The 18,805-nt window shown below is 70.1% G+C and carries 17 protein-coding genes; 7 read left to right on the forward strand and 10 right to left on the reverse strand.

The window, feature by feature from the left end; genetic code table 11:
- Positions 1–6 precede the first annotated feature (6 nt).
- Positions 7–2,379, forward strand: a complete 2,373-nt coding sequence (locus ACOJSN_RS03805; protein ID WP_420111197.1) for an ATP-dependent DNA ligase — start codon at positions 7–9, stop codon at positions 2,377–2,379.
- Between the two features lie 9 nt (positions 2,380–2,388).
- On the opposite strand, the gene ACOJSN_RS03810 is transcribed toward ACOJSN_RS03805, so the two are convergent.
- Positions 2,389–2,910 (reverse strand): DUF4282 domain-containing protein, encoded by a 522-nt coding sequence (locus ACOJSN_RS03810; RefSeq protein ID WP_420111181.1) that lies wholly within the window; start codon positions 2,908–2,910, stop codon positions 2,389–2,391.
- A gap of 180 nt (positions 2,911–3,090) precedes the next feature.
- On the opposite strand from ACOJSN_RS03810, the gene ACOJSN_RS03815 reads away from it, so the two are divergent.
- The gene (locus ACOJSN_RS03815; protein ID WP_420111182.1) at positions 3,091–3,579 is read left to right on the forward strand and encodes an SRPBCC domain-containing protein; all 489 of its coding nucleotides are present in this window, start codon (positions 3,091–3,093) and stop codon (positions 3,577–3,579) included.
- Positions 3,580–3,585: 6 nt separating this feature from the next.
- Here ACOJSN_RS03815 and ACOJSN_RS03820 read toward each other — a convergent pair whose 3' ends face one another.
- Positions 3,586–4,020, reverse strand: coding sequence for a Rieske (2Fe-2S) protein (locus ACOJSN_RS03820; RefSeq protein WP_420111183.1), 435 nt, complete (start codon positions 4,018–4,020; stop codon positions 3,586–3,588).
- Between the two features lie 81 nt (positions 4,021–4,101).
- Here ACOJSN_RS03820 and ACOJSN_RS03825 point away from each other — a divergent pair, with 81 nt between their 5' ends.
- Together ACOJSN_RS03825 and ACOJSN_RS03830 are read left to right on the forward strand one after the other, a co-directional pair.
- Positions 4,102–4,497: a hypothetical protein gene (locus tag ACOJSN_RS03825; protein WP_420111184.1), complete on the forward strand. Its 396-nt coding sequence runs from the start codon at positions 4,102–4,104 to the stop codon at positions 4,495–4,497.
- The gene (locus ACOJSN_RS03830) at positions 4,494–5,051 is read left to right on the forward strand and encodes a hypothetical protein (RefSeq protein WP_420111185.1); all 558 of its coding nucleotides are present in this window, start codon (positions 4,494–4,496) and stop codon (positions 5,049–5,051) included. Before ACOJSN_RS03825 ends, ACOJSN_RS03830 begins: the two co-directional genes overlap by 4 nt.
- Here ACOJSN_RS03830 and ACOJSN_RS03835 read toward each other — a convergent pair.
- From ACOJSN_RS03835 to ACOJSN_RS03855, 5 genes are all read right to left on the reverse strand, one after another.
- Positions 5,008–7,674, reverse strand: a complete 2,667-nt coding sequence (locus ACOJSN_RS03835; RefSeq protein WP_420111186.1) for an FtsX-like permease family protein — start codon at positions 7,672–7,674, stop codon at positions 5,008–5,010. The two genes, ACOJSN_RS03830 and ACOJSN_RS03835, sit on opposite strands and share 44 nt — an antisense overlap.
- Position 7,675: 1 nt before the next feature.
- A complete protein-coding gene (locus ACOJSN_RS03840; protein WP_420111187.1) occupies positions 7,676–8,407 on the reverse strand; it encodes an ABC transporter ATP-binding protein in 732 nt (243 codons plus the stop codon).
- On the reverse strand, positions 8,404–9,006 hold the full coding sequence (locus ACOJSN_RS03845) for a PadR family transcriptional regulator (protein ID WP_420111188.1): 603 nt from the start codon (positions 9,004–9,006) through the stop codon (positions 8,404–8,406). Before ACOJSN_RS03845 ends, ACOJSN_RS03840 begins: the two co-directional genes overlap by 4 nt.
- 74 nt (positions 9,007–9,080) lie before the next feature.
- Positions 9,081–9,446, reverse strand: coding sequence for a VOC family protein (locus ACOJSN_RS03850; RefSeq protein ID WP_420111189.1), 366 nt, complete (start codon positions 9,444–9,446; stop codon positions 9,081–9,083).
- Between the two features lie 64 nt (positions 9,447–9,510).
- Complete coding sequence (locus ACOJSN_RS03855) at positions 9,511–10,677, reverse strand: Gfo/Idh/MocA family protein (protein ID WP_420111190.1); 1,167 nt, start codon at positions 10,675–10,677, stop codon at positions 9,511–9,513.
- A 110-nt stretch (positions 10,678–10,787) separates the two neighbouring features.
- On the opposite strand from ACOJSN_RS03855, the gene ACOJSN_RS03860 reads away from it, so the two are divergent.
- The 3 genes from ACOJSN_RS03860 to ACOJSN_RS03870 all read left to right on the forward strand — a co-directional run bounded on the left by ACOJSN_RS03860 (position 10,788) and on the right by ACOJSN_RS03870 (position 13,275).
- Complete coding sequence (locus tag ACOJSN_RS03860; RefSeq protein WP_420111191.1) at positions 10,788–11,402, forward strand: YbjQ family protein; 615 nt, start codon at positions 10,788–10,790, stop codon at positions 11,400–11,402.
- Between the two features lie 22 nt (positions 11,403–11,424).
- Complete coding sequence (locus ACOJSN_RS03865) at positions 11,425–12,267, forward strand: phosphotransferase family protein (RefSeq protein WP_420111192.1); 843 nt, start codon at positions 11,425–11,427, stop codon at positions 12,265–12,267.
- A gap of 132 nt (positions 12,268–12,399) precedes the next feature.
- Positions 12,400–13,275: a DUF4349 domain-containing protein gene (locus tag ACOJSN_RS03870; protein WP_420111193.1), complete on the forward strand. Its 876-nt coding sequence runs from the start codon at positions 12,400–12,402 to the stop codon at positions 13,273–13,275.
- 2 nt (positions 13,276–13,277) lie between these two features.
- Here the strand turns inward: ACOJSN_RS03870 and ACOJSN_RS03875 are convergent, their stop codons facing one another.
- The 3 genes from ACOJSN_RS03875 to ACOJSN_RS03885 all read right to left on the reverse strand — a co-directional run.
- Complete coding sequence (locus ACOJSN_RS03875) at positions 13,278–17,678, reverse strand: lamin tail domain-containing protein (protein WP_420111194.1); 4,401 nt, start codon at positions 17,676–17,678, stop codon at positions 13,278–13,280.
- Between the two features lie 122 nt (positions 17,679–17,800).
- Positions 17,801–18,259 carry a hypothetical protein gene (locus ACOJSN_RS03880; protein ID WP_420111195.1) on the reverse strand — a complete coding sequence of 153 codons (459 nt, stop codon included), beginning with the start codon at positions 18,257–18,259 and terminating at the stop codon, positions 17,801–17,803.
- A gap of 93 nt (positions 18,260–18,352) precedes the next feature.
- The coding region (locus ACOJSN_RS03885) for a LuxR C-terminal-related transcriptional regulator (RefSeq protein WP_420111196.1) at positions 18,353–18,805 on the reverse strand (453 nt) is incomplete at its 5' end.

Below are 18,805 nucleotides of genomic sequence, written 5' to 3' on the forward strand. Positions count from 1 at the left end.
GGTGAGGTGAGCAGCGAGGCGACCGTCGCCGTCGACGGTGTCCAGCTCCGGGTCACCAACCTCGACAAGGTGCTCTACCCGGAGACCGGGACCACCAAGGCGGACGTGCTGCGCTACTACGCGCAGATCGCCGACGTGATGGTCCCGCACTGCGCAGACCGCCCGATCACCCGCAAACGGTGGCCGAACGGCATCGAGGGCGAGATGTTCTTCCAGAAGAACCTCGGCGGCGGCACGCCGCACTGGGTCCGGCGCGCCACGCTGCACCACACGGACTCCGACAACGTCTACCCGATCGCCGATGATCGCCCCACCCTGGCATGGCTCGCGCAGATCGCCGCGCTCGAGCTGCACGTGCCCCAGTGGCGGTTCGACGCCGACGAGCGCCCGCTGCCCCCGGACCGGATCGTGTTCGACCTGGACCCGGGCCCAGGCGTCGCGCTCACCCAGGTGGCGCATGTGGCGCGCCTGGTCAAGGAGATCCTCGACCAGATGGGGCTGCCGAGCTACCCGGTGACCAGCGGCAGCAAGGGCATCCACCTGTACGCGCCGGTCGACGGCGCCTACTCCTCGGCCCAGACCTCCGCGCTCGCCAAGGAGCTGGCGCGCAGCCTCGAGGCCGATCATCGTGATCTGGTGGTCTCGGAGATGACCAAGGCCGCCCGCACCGGCCGGGTGTTCCTCGACTGGTCGCAGAACAACGCGAACAAGACCACGATCTGCCCCTACTCGCTGCGCGGCACCGCCCGCCCGCAGGTGGCCGCGCCCCGCACCTGGGCCGAGCTCGAGGATCCGCACCTGCACCAGCTCGAGCTCGAGGAGGTGCTGAGCCTGGTCGCCGATCGCGGCGATCCGATGGGGCCGATCGGGCGCCCACCGGGCGTCGGCGCCGGCACCGACCGGCTGAGCACCTACCGCGCCAAGCGCGATGCCGCGCGCACCCCGGAGCCGGTCCCGGAGGCCCACGGCAGTGACGACCTCGAGGCCACCGCCGCCAGAGCCTTCGTGATCCAGGAGCACCACGCGAGCCGGCTGCACTGGGACCTGCGGCTCGCCCGCCACGGCGTGCTGGTGAGCTGGGCACTGCCGAAGGGCGTCCCTGACGACCCGGAGTCCAATCACCTCGCCGTGCAGACCGAGGACCACCCGATGGAGTACGCCACCTTCTCGGGCACGATCCCTGCGGGCGAGTACGGCGCCGGCGAGATGAGCATCTGGGACTCCGGCACATACACCACCAGCAAGTGGCGCGACGGCAAGGAGGTGATCGCCACACTCACCGGGCGCCCGGACGGCGGGCTGGCGAACGGCCCCGGTCGGACCAGCACGATCGCCCTGATCCGCACCGGTGAGAACTGGTTGATCCACCTCATGGACCCCACTCGCCCGAAGAGGCGAGCAACGCCGTCGGGCAGTCCGCGCCCCCAGCGCGAGGTGCTTCCGAAGCCGATGATGGCCACACCCGCCACCGAGCTCCCTGACGAGCAAGGGTGGGCGTACGAGATGAAGTGGGACGGCGTGCGCGCGATCATCGAGATCGAGGGCAACCGGGTGCGCCTCATGTCACGCAGCGGTCGCGACCAGACCGCCCAGTACCCGGAGCTGGGTGTGCTACCGGGGCTGGTGGCGGCGCATCGTGCGGTGCTCGACGGCGAGATCGTCGCCCTCGACCCGCAAGGGCGCCCGAGCTTCGCACTGCTGCAACCGCGGATGCAGGCCACCCGGGAGCCGGAGATCGCGCGGGCGGCGCGGCGTCGCCCGGTGCACCTGATGCTGTTCGACGTGCTCGAGATCGAGGACACCTCGCTGGTGTCCGAGCCGTATGTCGACCGTCGCGATGCGTTGGAGGCCTTGGTCGCCGAGGAGGGCATCGTCCACGTCCCGCCGTCGAGCGAGGACGGCGCAGCCGCGATGTCCACGAGCACCGATCTGGGACTGGAAGGGCTGGTCGCGAAGCGCCGTGACTCTCGCTACTCCCCCGGCCGGCGCTCGCCGTCGTGGCTCAAGCTCAAGCACACCCGCACCCAGGAGGTGGTGGTGGTCGGGTGGCGTGAGGGTGGTGGGAGTCGCGCAGGCCGTGTGGGCTCGCTCCTGCTCGCAGTGCCCGACGGCGGAGCGTTGCGTTATGTGGGTCGCGTCGGGTCGGGCTTCACCGAGCGGGAGACGAGCGCCTGGCTCGAGAGGTTCGAGCCGCTGCGGCGATCGGAGCCGAGCGTCGCCGACGTGCCGGCGCTCGATGCGCGGGGCGCGGTGTGGCTCGACCCGGTGCAGGTGGCCGAGGTGGAGTTCGGCGAGTGGTCACCGGCCGGCCGGCTGCGCCACCCCCGGTGGCGGGGGTGGCGGCCGGACAAGTCGGTCGAGGAGATCGTGCTCGAGTGAGGGCAGCGCTCAGGCCTGCTCGGCGGACGCGGCGGCCTGGCGAGCCTTGTGGGTCTCCACGAAGTACTCGATCGTCAGCCGCCCGAGCGTGAGCACCGCAAAGCCGAGCGCCGGCAGGAACAGCAGCTGACCGATGCCGGCGAGCACGTACCCGGCGCCGCCCCCGTACTGGCCCATGCTCGCGGCGGCCGAGAAGGAGGAGATCGCGCCGAACAGCCCGTACAGCACCAGCGTGCCGGCGAGCACGATCAGCGCGATGTAGGCGGTCGAGGCGACCTTCGGGGTGGTCGGCTTGGCGAACGTGGTGTCGAACAGGCCCGGCGCGGCGGGCGGCTGCGGCTGGAACCCCTGCTGCGGGTAGCCCTGCTGCTGGTTGAACCCGGGCTGCCCGAACTGTGGCTGCGGCTGCGACTGCTGGCCGAAGCCCTGCGGCGCCTGCGACTGCTGGCCGAACCCCTGCGGCGGCTGCTGCTGGGGGAACGGGCTGGGCTGCGGTGCGGATCCGCCCTGCGGCGGCTGGTACTGGCTCATACGTGCTCCTCGCATACGGGCCGAACGGGCTGTCCGGCGTGGCGGGCCGCACCGAGCCTAGGGGCAACACGCGCCGACCCCGGCCGGGTCGGCGGGGAGAACTTCCCGCTCGCCGTTGTCGCAGCGACCAACCGCTGGGTAGCGTCGCGGATGGAGACGTCGATCGACGATGGAGGACCGATGCCTGAGGGAACTGGCTTTCTGCGCACCACCGGAGATGGGCTGGAGCTGGTGCTGCGGCGCGAGCTGCTGGCCACACCCGAGGAGGTGTGGGAGTGGGTGACCGCCTCGGAGAAGCTGGAGCAGTGGATCGGCCGTTGGACCGGCGAGGGTGCCGTGGGGAACGTCGTCGAGTTCACGATGACAGCCGAGGCCAGTGCGGAGCCGGAGCGGGTGACGATCATCGACTGCGACCCACCGAGGCGCCTGCAGGTCGAGATGGAGAGCGAGGCGGGGACCTGGCAGCTGCAGCTCGACGTGCGCCCCGGCGGTGAGGAGACGGTGCTGGAGCTCAACCAGCTGATCGAGCAGGGCGACGACGTGACGTCCGTCGGTCCGGGGTGGGAGTACTACCTGGACCGGCTGATCGCGGTCCGGTCGGGTCTGGCGCCCGCGCCGTTCGACGACTATTATCCGGCGCTCGTCGGGTACTACAACGAGCTCGAGTAGAGCGACCTATCCGACGACGGCACCCGCCTCGTCGACCTCGATGCTCACCTCGGGCAGCGCCTCGTTGGCGGGTCCTCGGAGCACGTCGCCGGTCGCGAGGTCGAAGGCCGAGCCGTGGCAGGGGCAGCTGAGCTCGCCTTCGCCTGGCTCGACGGCACAACCCTGGTGAGTGCAGACGGCTGAGAAGGCATGGATCTCGCCCTCGCTGGGCTGGGTCAGCAGGAGGTCGCCGGAGGCGGCACTCGAGACCACCAGTGCGCCGCCGACCGGGATGTCGGCGATGTTCGCGAGCTCCTCGGGCTGGGCTTCGGGATCTCCGGTGGCGGGTGCTTCGCTCCCGTCTCCGCACGCGGCGAGCGCCAGCGTGAGGCTCGCTCCGCCGGCCGCCAATGCGGTCCGTCGGCTCAGGCAGGGGCGGGAGGTGCACGCGGTAGCGGTCATGGGTCCAGCCAACTGCACATCACTGCGACTTCGCTGGGAGTTGGGACGGTCGGTTCGCCACGGCTCCCGCAGAATGGACCCATGAGCGCTTCCAGCACACGCCAGGGTGAGGCCACCGCACTCCGCCGCGTCGCCGCGGTCGGGACCGCGATCTCGGCGGTCGTGCACGGCTACCTGTTCCTCGACGGCTGGTCGGTCGTGCCGGTGATCGGGCCGATGTTCGCCGTCAACGCCGTGGCCGGTGCGGTGATCGCCGTGGCCTTGATCGCGAGCGCTCACTGGGTGTGGCGGTTCCTCGCGGTGGGCTTCCATGCGGTGTCGCTGTTCGCATTGCTGTTCTCACACACTCCGCGCGGCTTCTTCGGGTTGCGTGAGGCGTTCTGGGACATCTGGCAGATCATGGCGCTGGTCAGCGAGTCGGTCGGCCTGATCGCGGCCGGCCTCGCCCTGCTCGCGTGGTGGCGCGCCCGCCGATGACCACGGCCGCGCAGCTGCGCAAGGCGGCGTTGTCGCTTCCGGAGGTCGACAGCACCGATGCCCAGCTCCCCTCGTTCTCGGTCGCAGGCCGTGTGTTCGTCTCGCTCGCGGCAGGCGGCGATCGCGTGCTGCTGCGGCTGCCGGCCGCCGATGTCGAGGCCCTTCTGGCCGAGCAACCGACCGCTGAGCGGTCCACGCGCGGCGCGTCGCTCGTCGGAGCGAGCGTCACTCTCGCTGACATCGGCGGCCAGCAGCTCAACCACTGGGTCCGGCAGGCGTGGAAGCACCGCGCACCGAAGCACCTGGCCGCTTCAGCGGAAGCGGCGGAGTCGGTTGAGCCGGGCGACGGCGACCTGCCCCGCGCCATCGGCCGCCCCGCCACCCGGGCACTCGCCCAGGCGGGCATCACGACGCTCGACGGCGTATCTCACCTCTCCGAGGCTGAGCTGAGTTCGCTGCATGGCGTGGGCCCGAAGGCGATCCGCATCCTTCAGGAGGCGATCGCCGAAGCTACTCCGCAATCCGGCGCACGAGCGGGAGGCGGGAGCGCGTGAAGGCATAGCCGCACACGGCGGACACGACCGGGATCACCGCCACGAGCGCCCACAACTGCCATGGCACCACGAATGGGAAGTCCGGCCACTGACCCTGCTGCCGCTCCCAGAGCACGACCACGCCGCCCAGTGCCATTCCCGCAAGGCCACCGAGGATCGCGCCCGTGCCTGCGATGACTACGGCCTGCGCCGCAGAGATTCGCCGGCGCGTGCGCGGCGATGCTCCCACGGCCAACAGAGTGGCCAGATCTGCCGCGATGTGCGACCCCGCTAGCCCGGTCGCGAGCCCGGTGGCGACGAGCGCCACAGCCGTCGCGGTCAGCAGTGCGACGGCCATCGGCCGATCCCGGCCGGGGTCCGGCGGATCGTCGCGCCATGTCTGGGACTGCTCGTCGATCTCGTAGAAGGCGCCGGCGATGCGGGCGACCTCGGTATCGGTCAGCGGCTGCGCGCTCACCACCAGGGCGCCACTGGTCACGGTCTCCAGGCCGATCTGCTCAGCGACCTCGGGAGAGATGATCAGGGACCCGAGTCGGTCGCTCCAATCGGCGACCACGGCGTCCGCCGTCATCATCTGCACCTCACCCGCATCCGGCGAGGCCGCATCCATCACATCGATGCGCAGATGCGCCTGACCGTCAGCCCACACAAAGAGGTCACTCGGGACCACCACCCCGCCCGAGGCCAGCGCATCAACGGCATTCGCATCCACGACCCCGAGCGCCGTCACCAGGCTCCCGTCGTCAACGATCGTCCCGAACGGGCCGCTGTGCAGGGTGACATTGCAGCGAGGGTCGGTGCGGCGCTCGGCGTCCGTGAGGTCCTCCCACGGACAGGTCAAATCGGGCGAGGGCTCCATGTCCACGTAGGCGACATCGCCCGTCGCCGGGTCCCCGGTCTTGAGCGCCGTGACCACATGCATCGCCTCGAAAGAGACCTCGGTCGCCGTCTCATCAGCGATCTCCCCGATCACCTGCGCGCCGGAGGTGGGTGTCAGCCCACGGGACAACGCGACCACGACGGTCGGCTCGGCCAACAGCGGGTCCCAAGCGTTCTGGTCGGCACGTGCTGTGCTGGCGACGTACACCATCAGCGTGCTGGCCACCGCGACGGCGGCGATCACCGCTGCAACGGCCGGTCCTGTCCGCGTCCTGTGCCGAGCAGCCTCGCGCAGGGCAAAGCGCCCCGCTACCCCGACACGGGGTGCCAGGCGCGCCAGCAGTGCCACCGCACCGCCTGCCGACAGGATGATGCCGACCTCAAGAAGGACGACACCCCCGATCAGCACGGCGGGCTGGATGATCAGCGCGCCGAGTGCGGCCGTGAGCGCGCCGAGCACGGCGACGGCGACACCCAGCCGGGCAACGCCACGACGCGGTGTCGCCTCCTCCCGCCGACCACCGAGCGTGGCCACGACGTCAGCACGCGACGCCGTCCGTGCCGGAATCCAGGCCGCTGCCAGTCCGATCAGGAGCGCGAGCGCCAGCAGCAACGCGAGCTCCCAGGTCGGCAGCACCAGGTTCGGGAGGGCCGATTGCGTGTGCGCCAGCACGAGATAGGTGACGACGCCCCCGAGCAGTCCAAGAGCGATACCGATGACGCCGCCGGCCAGCGCGGTGACGACCCCGCTCGCCAGCACGATCCGCCGAAGCTCGCGCGGCGCACCACCATGCGCCGCGATCTGCGCCAGATACCGAGCTTGGCGCCGCGCGCCGACGGCGAAGGCGGGGCCGATCAGCAGCACGACCTCGATGAGTAGCAGCGCCGCGATACCGCCGATGTACGCGGTCATTCGGAGGTCGTCCTCGTTCACGCCGTTGAACGGCACCGCGCTCGCGGGTGGCGGGTCGAGGAGCACATCTCGGCTCGTGACCAGGAAGCCGGACTCATTCAGTTCCAGCACCTGCTCCCAGGTCACGGGCTGGTCTCCCGCGACGAACCAGAGCCGGTGGTCGTACTCGACGGAAGGCAAGGTTCCCGGCGCCAGGTAGAGGTACTGGGAGTCGGGTTCCGTGACAGCGAACGAGAGAGTCTGGAGGTCCGCGCTTGTACCCACGATCTCGACCGCGATGGTGTTCTCGCCCACGACGACCTCGAGCGAGTCACCGATGCCACCGAACGCCGCGACCAACGGTTCGCCGATGAGCGCCTCGCCTGGCGAGGTAGGAAGCCGCCCCGCCGTCGCCTCGACGACGCCGGGAAGTGCGCTCAGGTCGACCTCGCGCACGTTCCAGCGCCGTGCTGTGTCTGGTGTCGTCAGCACTCCGACGGTGTCGGTCACCTCCACGAGATCGGAACCGAAGGCGGCATCGAGTAGAGCCTGGTGGTCCGGAGGATCGACGGGCTCGCCCATGCAACTCATCTGCGAACCCTCGATGTTCTGGACCATTCCCTCGCCACACGCCGTGGCCTCGAGGCGAGCCTGAACGCTCGTTCCGAGCTCGGCGCCCGCAATCGTCGCCAGCGTCGGATACGAGGAGCCCAAGACCGTGATCAGCGTCGTTCCCGCCAGCAGCGGCAGCGCGACCATCGCGACGACGAGCGCAGTCCGAGCCTTGTTCCTGCCGGCGTCGCGCCAGGCGATCCGCAATGCGACGCGCCATCGCGCCCACCAGCGGCTCACCTCACGCTCCCGCGGAAGCGTCGGCGAGCAGTCCCTCGGGCTCGTCGGTTCCGGTGGAGTCGACGACCTTGCCGTCGCGGAGAAACACCGTGCGGTCGGCCCAGGCCGCGAACCGCGGTTCGTGAGTCACGAGCAAGCCGGCGGCACCGGCGTCGACCCGGGCACGCAGCACCCGCATGACCGCCTCGCCGGTGACCGAGTCGAGCGCACCGGTCGGTTCGTCGGCGAGCACGAGCCGGCGCGGCCCCACCAGCGCACGGGCGATCGCGCCGCGCTGCTGCTGTCCGCCCGAGAGCTCGTCGGGAAACCTGCGCGCCTGCTTCTCCAATCCCACCTCGGCGAGCGCAGACCTGGCCTCCTTGCGCGCCTGACGCAACGAAACGCCGTCGAGCTCACGAGGGAGCGAGACGTTCTCCGCCGCGGTGAGCGCGGGGATGAGGTTGAAGTCCTGGAACACGTAACCGATCCGCTTGCGGCGCAGCCCGGCGCGGCCCTTGGCGTCCATCTCGGAGATCACGTCGCCCGCGATCGTCACACTGCCGGACGTCGGCGTGTCCAGACCACCGGCCACGTTGAGCAGCGTCGACTTGCCCGATCCGGACGGCCCCATCACGGCAACCAGCTCGCCCAGGCGCACGGTGAGGTCGACGCCGTCGAGCGCGACGACCTCCCGTGCGCCTGAACCGTGGACCCTGCGCACGCCCTCCACCGGGAGCAGGATCGGATCGCTCATCGGGAGATCTCCCGATCACTGCGATCCGCGGTCGTCTGGTCAGCATCGACGTCCGACGACGGCGTGATCACCGCCCGAGCGACGCTGGCCTCGATGTGGTCGAGCCAGCGCACCTCCGCCTCGGCGGTGAACGTGTGGTGGTCGAGCACGAGCGACCACGCCAGCTCCGGACGGGTGATCCGGTCCCCCAGCGACGGAACTTGGGCCTTCAGCCTGGTGAAGTCCCGCATCGCGCGCATCGTCTCGGACCGCTGCGCCTGCACGATGTCGCGCACGTCCACACCGACAGCACTGACGGCGAGCGCGAGCTTGATGACGAGCTCGTCGCGCCCGGTGTCCCCCCGCGACACCGGGGTGGACCACCAAGCGCTCGCCTGCTCCCGCCCGGCCGGAGTCGACTCGAAGCGATCGACGTCGTCAGCGGAATCCTCGATCCTGACGACCAGGCCGTCACGCTCAAGCCGCTGGACCGTGGAGTACACCTGGCCGATGTTGATCGGCCAGGAACCGCCCGTGCGCGCCTCGAACTCCTTGCGCAGCCGATACACGCCCATCGGCTCTTCCGCCAGCAACGCCAGCAGACCGTGCTTGACCGACATCCCGCACCTCCCTCGGTTACCGGGTAACCATACCAGTTACCCGGTAACCAGGGGCGCGAGTGCGGCACGTTGCGTCAGTGCGGGTCTGCGCCGTCTTCGCTTGCCTGTGCCACGCAGAACTCGTTGCCTTCGGGATCGGCCAGCGTGACCCATCGGAAGCCCTCCTCACCGCGGCGCGCCACGAGCGTGGCGCCGTCTCCGAGGAGCCGGTCGACCTCGGCGTCGAGGTCGGTCGCCGTCAGGTCGAGGTGCACCCGGTTCTTGCCGGGCGTCGGCTCCTCGACCTTCTGGAACGCGAGCAGGACGACCCCGCCCGTCACGATCACGAACCAGCCGTCGTTGGTCTCGGTGACCTCGGCGCCGGTCTGCTCTGCCCACCATCGGGCGAGGGGCTCCGGGTCGGTCGAATCCGTGGTGATCATGCCAAGGGTGAGTGTCATGCACGTCAGGTTAGTGACCCGCACCGACAGCGCGCAGACGTCACCGACCCCACCCGTGCAGCGGCTACCGCTCCCGCTCGGGGAACATTCCCTCCGCACGGATCCGGCCATTGAGCTCGCGTAGGTACGCCTCGTCCTCGCCGTCGACCGGGACCTCGCGGCCCAACCACGCCGACAGGTGCGCGGCGTTGGCGAGCTTGACCCCGTTGATGCCGTCAGAGCCGGGCGCGATCAGGGGCTCGCCGGTGAGGATGTTCGCCGCGAAGTTGCGCAGGACCTCCTTGTGCTGACCGCCCCACTGCGACTCGAACTCCAGCGTCTCGGTGGTGCTCTCGTAGAGCTGGCTGCCGCCGGTGACCACGCCGAACACCTGCTCGAGCGGCACGGAGGCGGAGATCTCCTGCTCGGGCTTGTCGAGCCGGGTCACGGTGGCCGTGGCCGACCCCTCGACCACGATCTTGCCCTGGTCGCCGAGGATCTCGAACCGGTCGGTGCCGATGAGGTCGTGCGTGGCGGTGATGAAGGATCCGGTGACGCCGTTGCCGTAGTCGGCGAGGATCGTCGCCTCGTCCTCGACGGCGATCTCGCGCCGGAAGCCGAAACCGAGCTTGGCGGTCACACTCTGCGGCATGCCGCAGATCCACTGCCACAGATCCAGCTGGTGCGGCGACTGGTTGACGAGCACGCCGCCGCCCTCGCCACCCCAGGTCGCGCGCCAGGCGCTCTGCTCGTAGTACACCTGCGGCCGGTACCAGGTGGTGATGATCCAGCTGGAGCGTCGGATCGCGCCGATCTCACCGGCGTCGACGATCTCCTTGATGCGCCGGTACAGCGGGTTGGTGCGCTGGTTGAACATGATCGCGTAGGTGAGGTCGGGGTGTGACGCGGCGACCTCGTTCATCTCGCGCACCTGGGCCGCGTACACGCCAGCCGGCTTCTCTGCGAGCGCATGCAGCCCGCTCTCCAGGGCAGCGATCACTACCTCCGGGTGCAGGTAGTGCGGCACGGTGGCGACCACGGCGTCGATGTCACCGCTGGCGATCAGCGCCCGATAGTCGGTGTGGAACGGCACGCCGTACTCCTGCGCCGCCGCACGCTTGCTCTCGTCGATGTCGCAGACGGCGCCCAGCACCATCCCCTCGACCTCGCCCGCGCCGATCGCCCGCGCGTACCCGCCGCCCTGCACCCCGTGTCCGACGATCCCGAGCCGTACTGGTCCCTGCTGTGTCATCTCGACCTCCTGCCGTCAGGTTAGGCGTGACCGGGAGCCGGTCCGACCCGTTGCCAGACCTTGCAGCGGTACCCATGTCGCGCGCACCCCTGGGGTGCCAGGATGAGGCCATGATCGTCGTGACCACGAACTCCGTACCCGGCTACCGCATCGACGCTGTCCTCGGCGAGGTGATGGGGATGACCGTGCGCAGCGCCAACATCGGCCAGAACATCGTCGCGAGCTTCCGCTCCATCGGCGGTGGCGAGGTCAACGAGTACACCCACCTCGTGTACGCCTCCCGCGAGGAGGTCATGGCGCGGATGGTGCAGCAGGCCGAGCAGCGCGGCGCCAACGCCGTGATCGCGATGCGGTTCGACACCGGCGACATCGCGCAGGCCTTCAGCGAGGTCTGCGCCTACGGGACCGCCGTCGTCGTCTCGCCGATCGAGGAAGGTGAGGAGGGCGCCACGAAGCAGTCCGCCGAGCAGGCGAAGAATCCCCAGCCCACCCCGCAGCCGACCCCGCCACCGACGGACGCCCCTGCCCAGCCCGCCTACGGTGGACAGGCATCGTTCCCGCAGCAGGGGCAGCCCCCGGCTGCCGGCTATGGCGCCCAGCCCTTCCCGCCCCAGCAGCAGCCGGGGTACGGCCAGCCGCAGCCAGGTCAGCAGCCCGGGTACGGCCAACAGCCCGGGTACGGCCAACAGCCCGGTTACGGACAGCCCGGGTATCCGCAGGGCTGAGCAGTGCGTCCCTAGGCCAAGCATGCCGACATCGGCCGTGCCGACCGAGGTCGAGCACGCCGTCGCCGATCTGGTCGGTGACGCCGAGGCGCGCACGCCGCTCGGTGGGATGTCGGGCCGCGTCGTGCTCGCCGTGCGCGGGCGGCGGGACGTCGTCGTCAAGGGACCCGTCCAGGCATCTGAGGCGGCAGTGGCGGGCGCACTCGGCGCTCGGCTGCGACGTCACGGAGTCCCGGTCCCGGTGCCGCTTGATGTGGTCAGCACGGCCACGCAGGGAACCTGGCTGGTGCTCGAATACCTGCCAGACCCGCTGCCACGGCATCGGTGGGGCGCCGATCCTGCGGCGCTGGCGCTGCTGAGCCGACTGCACCACGTCCCGGCTCGCGTGCTCGACACGTTGACCGGGCGGTACCTGCCACGGTGGGACGACGAGATGACCGTCGCCGCCTCCGCGGTGGTCGAGCTCGGGGCGCACGAGGGCCTGTTGCGGCGGCTTCAGGAGCGCTGGCGGGCGGCCACGGCGGCCGGCCGCGTGGTCTCGGGCGACCCGAACCCGCTGAACTGGAGGCTGAGCGGCGACGGCGAACCCATCCTGCTGGACTGGGAACGCCTCACGCTGGCATCGCCCGCCCTCGATCTGGCGATCATGCTCCCGGGGCTGCCCACGCCGAGCCAGGCGACAGCGATCGCTCGAGCCTACGAGCGCGCCGGGGGTGATGTCGTCGACGGCACGGAGGTGCTGGTGGCGAAGGTGTTCACGGTGCTCGAGCTTGCGGCCGCCGCCACACCAGGTTCCGCCGCGTTCGACGCGGTGCGCGGAGTGGCACCCGACCTGTCGAGATGGATGGGCGACGCGTTCGGCTGACTGTGTCGCGACCGAGCCTTTCGTTGCATTGGCAACGGAAATCGAGCATTCAGGTCACGGGAACGCATCGATCCGGTGTCGACTCTGTGACGATCGACCCATCGGTGCGCGGCGGTCCCTACCGTTCCCGGCATGGACACCACACGCACCAGGCTCGCGATCGCGGCCGCCGCACTCACCCTGCTTGCGCTCGCAGGCTGCTCCAGCAGCGGTGCCGGGGGCTCTGCCGACGCCGACTACGCAGCCGGTGACGGCGGAGGTGACAGCGCCGAGGGGGCCGGCGCCGACACGAAGGTGCCGATGAGCCCCGCCGACGTGACCGAGCGACAGGTGATCATCACGGCGAACGCCGCGGTGCTCCTCGACGATCCCCGCGCCGGCGCCGTCGAGGTCGCCGCGCTGGCCGCCGCGACCGGGGGCCACGTCGAGTCCCGCGAGGAGTACGCCGGCACCGGTGAGCAGGATCCCGGCTTCGCCTCGCTGGTCCTGCGCATCCCATCCACCGAGCTGACCGGGGTGATCGAGGACCTGGCCGACGTCGGCGACGTCCAGTCGGTCTCGCAGTCCGAGGAGGACGTCACCAGCACCGTCGTCGACCTGGACGCCCGGATCGCGGCGCTCGAGACCTCGACCGAGCGACTGCTGGCGATCATGGCGAACGCCGACGACACCTCCGACCTGCTCGCCACCGAGAAGACCCTCAGCGAACGCCAGGCGGACCTCGAAGCACTGCAGTCCCAGCGCGACGCCCTGGCGAACCGGGTAGCGATGTCCACACTCACGGTCTCGCTCGAGAGCGTGCCGCCCACGTCGGCGCAGGCACGCGGTGGCTTCATCGGCGGTCTCGAGAGCGGATGGAACGCGCTGGTGTCCTTCATCAGCACGGCGCTGGTCGTGATCGGGGCATTGCTGCCCTGGATCGTTGCCCTCGGGGTGCCGGCAGCGATCGTCCTCGGGATCGTGCGGCGCCGACGCAGCGCGACGGTAGAAGCGCCGCCAGCCGCCTGAGCTCAGGTTCGACGGCGCCGCGCCACCTGCCGGAGCGCGATGCCGAGGCCTAGGGCGAGCGCCGCGATCAGCAGCCCTACCAGGACGCCGGAGACCCCGGTGTCCGGCATGCCGGGACGCTGACCGGACCCGCCGGCACCGGGCTGTCCGTCGTCGGTCGAGTCGCCATCGGCGCCCCCGTCACCGCCACCGGCGCCGTCGTCACCGTCGTCCGCGCCGCTGACCACCAGCCGGTTGACGACCGAGTCGTGCACGGCGCCGTGCGGGTCGGTGGCACGGACGTACCAGCCGTACTCCCCCGGCGTCGTCAGCGTCCAGGTCGCGCTGGCGACGCTGCCGGAGACCAGCATCGGGGCAAGCCGCGACCCCGCCTGCACGGGACCGACCGACGCCGCTTCGACCTGCTCCACCGAGGCGATCGTGTTCTCGGTCAGCACCTCGGCCTCGAAAGCGTCCGAGCTCAGGGTCCGGACCCGCGGCTCGATGCCAAGGTCGGCGTAGGAGACGTCGAACTCCTGATACATGTACGGGTCGTCGGCGGGCCCGAGCAGGCTCGGGTCGTCGGAGTTGTACCGCTCGAGCGAGGGCGAGTAGGTGCGGACCATCATGCGAGCGTCGTCGTTGTCGAAGTGCAGCAGCCGCAGATAGCCGAGGCCGCCCTCCGGCAGCCCCTGGTAGTCGAACAGCATCGCGTACACCGAGCGGTCGTCAACCCCGTCGCCGTCGTCGTCGAAGGTGTCCACCCGGGTGAAGGCATCGTGATAGTGCCCCGAGAGCACCATCCGCACGTTCGGGTTGGGCGCCACGACCTCGTCGAGGATCTGCTGCGGGATCGGCCCGAGCCCGCCGGTGGTGAGCATGTACTCGTGCAGGTTGATCATCGCCACCCGGTCCGGGTACTGCGCGAGCACGTCGTTCATCCAGGCGATCGCCGCCTCACCCGGGTCCCACCCCATGGAGAGCATGAGGAAGTCGATCCCGCCGGCCGAGATCAGGTCGTAGTGGCCGCGGTTGTCCTGGAAGCTGCCGCCGTACCAGGGGTTGCCGGCGTACCTGGCCTCCCCGAAGTACGAGCTGTACACCGAGTAGTCGGCAAGCTGGTTGCCCACGTCGTGATTGCCGGCCAGCACCCCGTACGGCAGCCCGGCGTCGTCGAATCGCGCGTACTGGGGTGACGCGTTCTCCCACTGGTAGGGCTGGTCGTAGTCGTCCACGATGTCGCCGGTGTGGATCACGTAGCGCAGATCGAGGTCGTCACGCCGGTCCAGGAAGTAGTCGTGGATCGCGACCTGATGGTCGTAGAACTCCTCGTTGTAGTACTGGGTGTCCGACTCCCACCCGATCGTGAAGTCGTACTCCGAGCGCGGCACGTCATCGGGGTGGCCACCGGTCACCTGCGTGTCGCGGTCCGACTGTGCCGCGCCGACGTACCCCTCCGAGTGCTGCACGAGCGCGGTGATCACGCCGTCGCGGGCGTGCTCGGCCGCCGATACGGTCCCGTTGAGCTTGAGCTCCTCGTCCGTGCCGACGGTCCGGTCGACCTCGACCCAGCGCTCGCCGTCGGCCGCGAGCGCGTACAGGATCACGTCCGCGCCGGTGTTGGCGGTCCCCTGCCACGTGAGCCGCACGCGCGCGTCCGCTCCGGCGTCGGCAGGGACGTCGATCTCGAACTGCTGGTACGGGAAGGCCTCTGCCGAGGTCACATCCTGCAGCCCGGCGATGCCGCTGCGGTCGAGGTCGAGCGCGTCGGCGACGGTTCCCGCCGTCGAGCTGATCTCGTCGTCGTCGGCCGTGAACCGGTGCCCCTCGTAGAACGCGACGTCGAGCTCGTCCCCGGTCGGGTCCTCCACGCGTGCCTGCAGCGCGATCTCGCCCGGGTCCACCACCGCTCCATCGGCCGGGTCGAACCACACCGAGTCCGGCATCTCCTCGGGCACGAGGAAGGTGGTACGGCTCGTGGCCGTGTTGCCGGCCTGGTCGGTCGCGACCACCTCCAGGACGTGCTCGCCCGCGGCGAGCTCCACCGACGACGTCGCCTCACCCAGCTCGATCGCCTCGCCGTCGAGCGTGGCGGCCACCTCGGCCACGCCCGAGGTCGCGTCACCGACCTCGGCGTCCAGCACGATCTCGCCCTGGTAGGTCTCGCCGTCGATGATCGACGGCGTGACCTCCGGGGGCGTGTTGTCCACCAGTACCGTGGCACTCGCCTCGTGCTCACCGTCGACGGCGGAGATCACATGCTCGCCGTCGCTCACCTCGGTGGTGTCCCAGGTGAAGGTTCGGCCGGTGTAGGCGTCCTCAGGAATCGTGAAGGTCGAGTCGTAGAAGTCGTTCTTTCCGGCACTGTCGCCCATCTGGATGAGCTGCGTCGGGTCGTCGTAGCCCTCCGGGGTCAGCGTGCGACCGTCGGGGAGCACCAGCCGCATCGCGGAGATCACGAAGTCGTCGTTGTTCTCGGCCTCGTCGATCCACGGCCCGGCCTTGGTCCCGGCCCAGATCGAGACCGTCAGCGGTTCCCGTGGCTGCAGGTACTCCAGCGCGACCGGGGTCGAGTGGGTGACGGTTGCGGCGTAGCTGCCCTGGTCGAAGATCAGCAGCACGTCCTCCCCCACGCGCACGCCGTTGCGGAAGTAGAAGTCGGTCTGCGACTCGGCGAACACGAACACCGGCGGCGCCTCCAACGAGGGCTCGCTGTCCACGTGGCTGCCGTCGATCGCGAGCTCGAGGGTGGCGGGGTAGGCGTCGGCGCCGGCGGTCACCTCGACCGTGCCGGACAGCACGTCGCCGTCGTCGACGCCGAGCCGCAGCGGGTCGCTCGAGCGCCCCGCGATCGGGACCTGCACCTCGTCGGTGCTGACCACCTGGGCGCCGTCCGAGACCAGGAACCGGTAGGCGTACCAGTCCTTGCCGATCAGGTCCGCCGCCACCACGGTGTGCCGGTAGCGGTCAGGGGTCGCCGGGTCCCTGGTGAGGTTGACAGTCGTCACGCCACCGTCCACGTCGTTGCGCAGCTCGAGCGTGACGGTCCGCACCTGCACGTCGTCGGTGATCGCGGCCTCGATCACGAAGTCGCTCACAGGGTCGATCTCACCCGAGGTGAGATCGGAGATCACCGGCGCTGCGCCGTCGGGCACCGGAATCATCAGGCCGGCCGCGACCTGGTCGGCCTGCACCCGGCCTGGTGAGGGGTCCGATCCGACCGCGACGATCTCCTGCAGCGTGAGGTCGCTGCTGACCCGGTACCGGATGCTGCGGTCGGCCGCGACGTCGCTCGCGCCCGCCATGTTGTAGTAGGCGCGGTTGAGGTCGAAGCCGGTGTTGGTGCGGATCGCGACCCCGCGGGGTGACCCGTTCGCCATGCCGGCGGTGAACGTCTCCAGCAGATCCTCGCCCAGCACGAGATCACTGCCGAAGTGCGCGTTGAACTCCGCGGCGCCCAGGTCGTCGTTCTGGCCGTTCTTCACCCACACCACCACGGTCTGGCCGGGCGCGAGCACGGCGGTGCTCGGCACCAGGGGCCAGTGCGCCTCGTTCGTGTTGACCTGCTCATCCTGCGGGTACAGGTAGATCAGGGAGTAATCGGACAGATCGATCGGCTCGCTGGTGGCATTGAAGATCTCGATGAACTCGTAACCGTCGGCGGTCCCGACGTTGGTGCTGTCCGGCAGCACCTCGGTGATCTGCAGCGGCGCGGTGACCACATCGGGGTCCGGCTCCAGCTCGGGTTCCGGCTCCGGCTCCGGCTCGGGTTCCGGGTCGGCCGGGATGAGCTGATCGGCGGCGACGGTGCCCGGCGTCGGAACGGCCGACCCGGCGAGCAGCGGCGCGCCGCCGGGAGCTGCGGGCACCTGGAAGTGCGCGGCCAGGTCTGGGCCCACTGAGCCGGAAGGGTAGAAGGACCACCCGAGGATCGCGTCGCCGTCGAGGATACGGACGCCGCGAGCGCCGCCGTTGGCCATGCCCGGCTGGCCGGTGATCCGGGCGACCGTCACCTCGGGTGCGATGCCGTGGTGGGCGCGGAACTGCTCCACGGTGTAGCCGTAGGAGTCCACGGAAGCGTCGTCGGTGGTGTAGCTCAGCCACAGCACGGCAGTGTCGCCCGCCGCCAGCGTGACCGGCTCTTCGGGAGCGAGCGGGACGTCCCTCGCGGTGTCGTCGCTGTCCACGTAGGTGTAGGCCAGGGACAGGCCGTCCGGCCCGATCGTGGCGTCGCTGTCGGTGGCGTTGTGGACCTCGATGTACTCGACGTGGTCGGCACCCACGTTGTCGGCCACGATCTCGGAGACGAACACCGACTCCCCGGGCGCGGCGTGAGCGGCGGGGGTCGCGGCGAGCAGAGTCCCTGCCATCGCAGCGACGGTGGTGAGCGCGAGGGCGCGAGTGAGGCGTCGTTGAGCGGGCACGCGAGCAACCTTCGAGTCGGGTCGAGGACCCGGGTCACGCTAGGGAGCAGCGGCCAACGCGAGGTAACGACGCGGTGACTCGGATGCGATCAGGAGGCGACCGCCGATCCGAGGGCGCAGCGTCATCGGTCGCTCAGCCGCACCACGATCAAGTGAATCGCGTGAATCACTCCGAGGGCGACCGCCGCCCAGCACGTCATCAGCATCATCGCGCCTGCTGTATCGAGCTCGGGGACGTGTCTGCTCCCTGCGCCGACGCGGCTGATCAACATGACCGCCCCGGCGATGCCGATCAGCGCGATCGTGATCGGGATGCCCACCGGCGTGATGGGTCGCACCGAGGCGATCGCAGCGAGCAGCACGAGCACCCCGATGAGGGTCAGCGACGCGAGTGCGAGCCCGGCGCCGTAGCGGCTTCCGAGCATCTCCCACAACGTCGGGTAGTCGATGCTGAGGTTCTCGTCCTCATAGTCGGCGTAGAGCTGCCCACCGCTCAGGGCAGCGACCACGAGGGCGAGCCCCCCGTAGAGGCCGCGGTAGCTCGGCAGGCTGCTGGCGGTGGACGAGGGCGATGATGACATTCGGCTTGCTCTCCGGTGGGTGGGTACCTCTGAGATCCCGAGCCTGCCGGACGCCGGTTTCACTCGCCTTTCATCGACCGCCGCGCTGCGCGATCAGGGCAGCTCGCTCCCGCCCGGCGCCGTCAGACCAGATTCGTAGCTGAGAACCACCAGCTGTGCCCGGTCGCGTGCGCCGAGCTTGGCCAACAGCCTGCTCACGTAGGTGCGGGCGGTGGCTGGGCTGATGAACAGGCTCGCTCCGATCTCGGCGTTGGACTCACCACTGCCCACCCGGGCCAAGACCTCGCGCTCGCGCTCGGTGAGACCGTCGAGCAGCTCGGGCCGCACCCGCGTGCCGAGCCGTGCACCGAGCTGTCCGAGGACCTTCGTGGTGATCGCCGGCGAGAGCAGCGACTCCCCCGACGCCACCACCCTGATCGCCGACCGCAGGTCATCGGGGGTCACGTCCTTGAGCAGGTATCCGGCCGCGCCCGCACGAACGGCGGCGAGCACGTTCTCGTCCTCGTCGAAGGTCGTGAGCACCACCACGCGCACGTCCGCCAGGTC

The sequence above is a fragment of the Pseudactinotalea sp. genome, assembly GCF_048594945.1.
In the GTDB taxonomy this organism is placed as follows: Bacteria; Actinomycetota; Actinomycetes; order Actinomycetales; family Beutenbergiaceae; genus Pseudactinotalea.

Bases quoted from the DNA above. Each gene is read 5' to 3' on its own strand.
- ACOJSN_RS03825 (WP_420111184.1), top strand. From the start codon at position 4,102: ATGAGCGCTTCCAGCACACGCCAGGGTGAGGCCACCGCACTCCGCCGC.
- ACOJSN_RS03840 (WP_420111187.1), bottom strand. From the start codon at position 8,407: ATGAGCGATCCGATCCTGCTCCCGGTGGAGGGCGTGCGCAGGGTCCAC.
- ACOJSN_RS03820 (WP_420111183.1), bottom strand. From the start codon at position 4,020: ATGACCGCTACCGCGTGCACCTCCCGCCCCTGCCTGAGCCGACGGACC.
- ACOJSN_RS03810 (WP_420111181.1), bottom strand. From the start codon at position 2,910: ATGAGCCAGTACCAGCCGCCGCAGGGCGGATCCGCACCGCAGCCCAGC.
- ACOJSN_RS03880 (WP_420111195.1), bottom strand. From the start codon at position 18,259: ATGTCATCATCGCCCTCGTCCACCGCCAGCAGCCTGCCGAGCTACCGC.
- ACOJSN_RS03850 (WP_420111189.1), bottom strand. From the start codon at position 9,446: ATGACACTCACCCTTGGCATGATCACCACGGATTCGACCGACCCGGAG.
- ACOJSN_RS03830 (WP_420111185.1), top strand. From the start codon at position 4,494: ATGACCACGGCCGCGCAGCTGCGCAAGGCGGCGTTGTCGCTTCCGGAG.
- ACOJSN_RS03860 (WP_420111191.1), top strand. From the start codon at position 10,788: ATGATCGTCGTGACCACGAACTCCGTACCCGGCTACCGCATCGACGCT.
- ACOJSN_RS03870 (WP_420111193.1), top strand. From the start codon at position 12,400: ATGGACACCACACGCACCAGGCTCGCGATCGCGGCCGCCGCACTCACC.
- ACOJSN_RS03865 (WP_420111192.1), top strand. From the start codon at position 11,425: ATGCCGACATCGGCCGTGCCGACCGAGGTCGAGCACGCCGTCGCCGAT.
- ACOJSN_RS03855 (WP_420111190.1), bottom strand. From the start codon at position 10,677: ATGACACAGCAGGGACCAGTACGGCTCGGGATCGTCGGACACGGGGTG.
- ACOJSN_RS03845 (WP_420111188.1), bottom strand. From the start codon at position 9,006: ATGTCGGTCAAGCACGGTCTGCTGGCGTTGCTGGCGGAAGAGCCGATG.
- ACOJSN_RS03815 (WP_420111182.1), top strand. From the start codon at position 3,091: ATGCCTGAGGGAACTGGCTTTCTGCGCACCACCGGAGATGGGCTGGAG.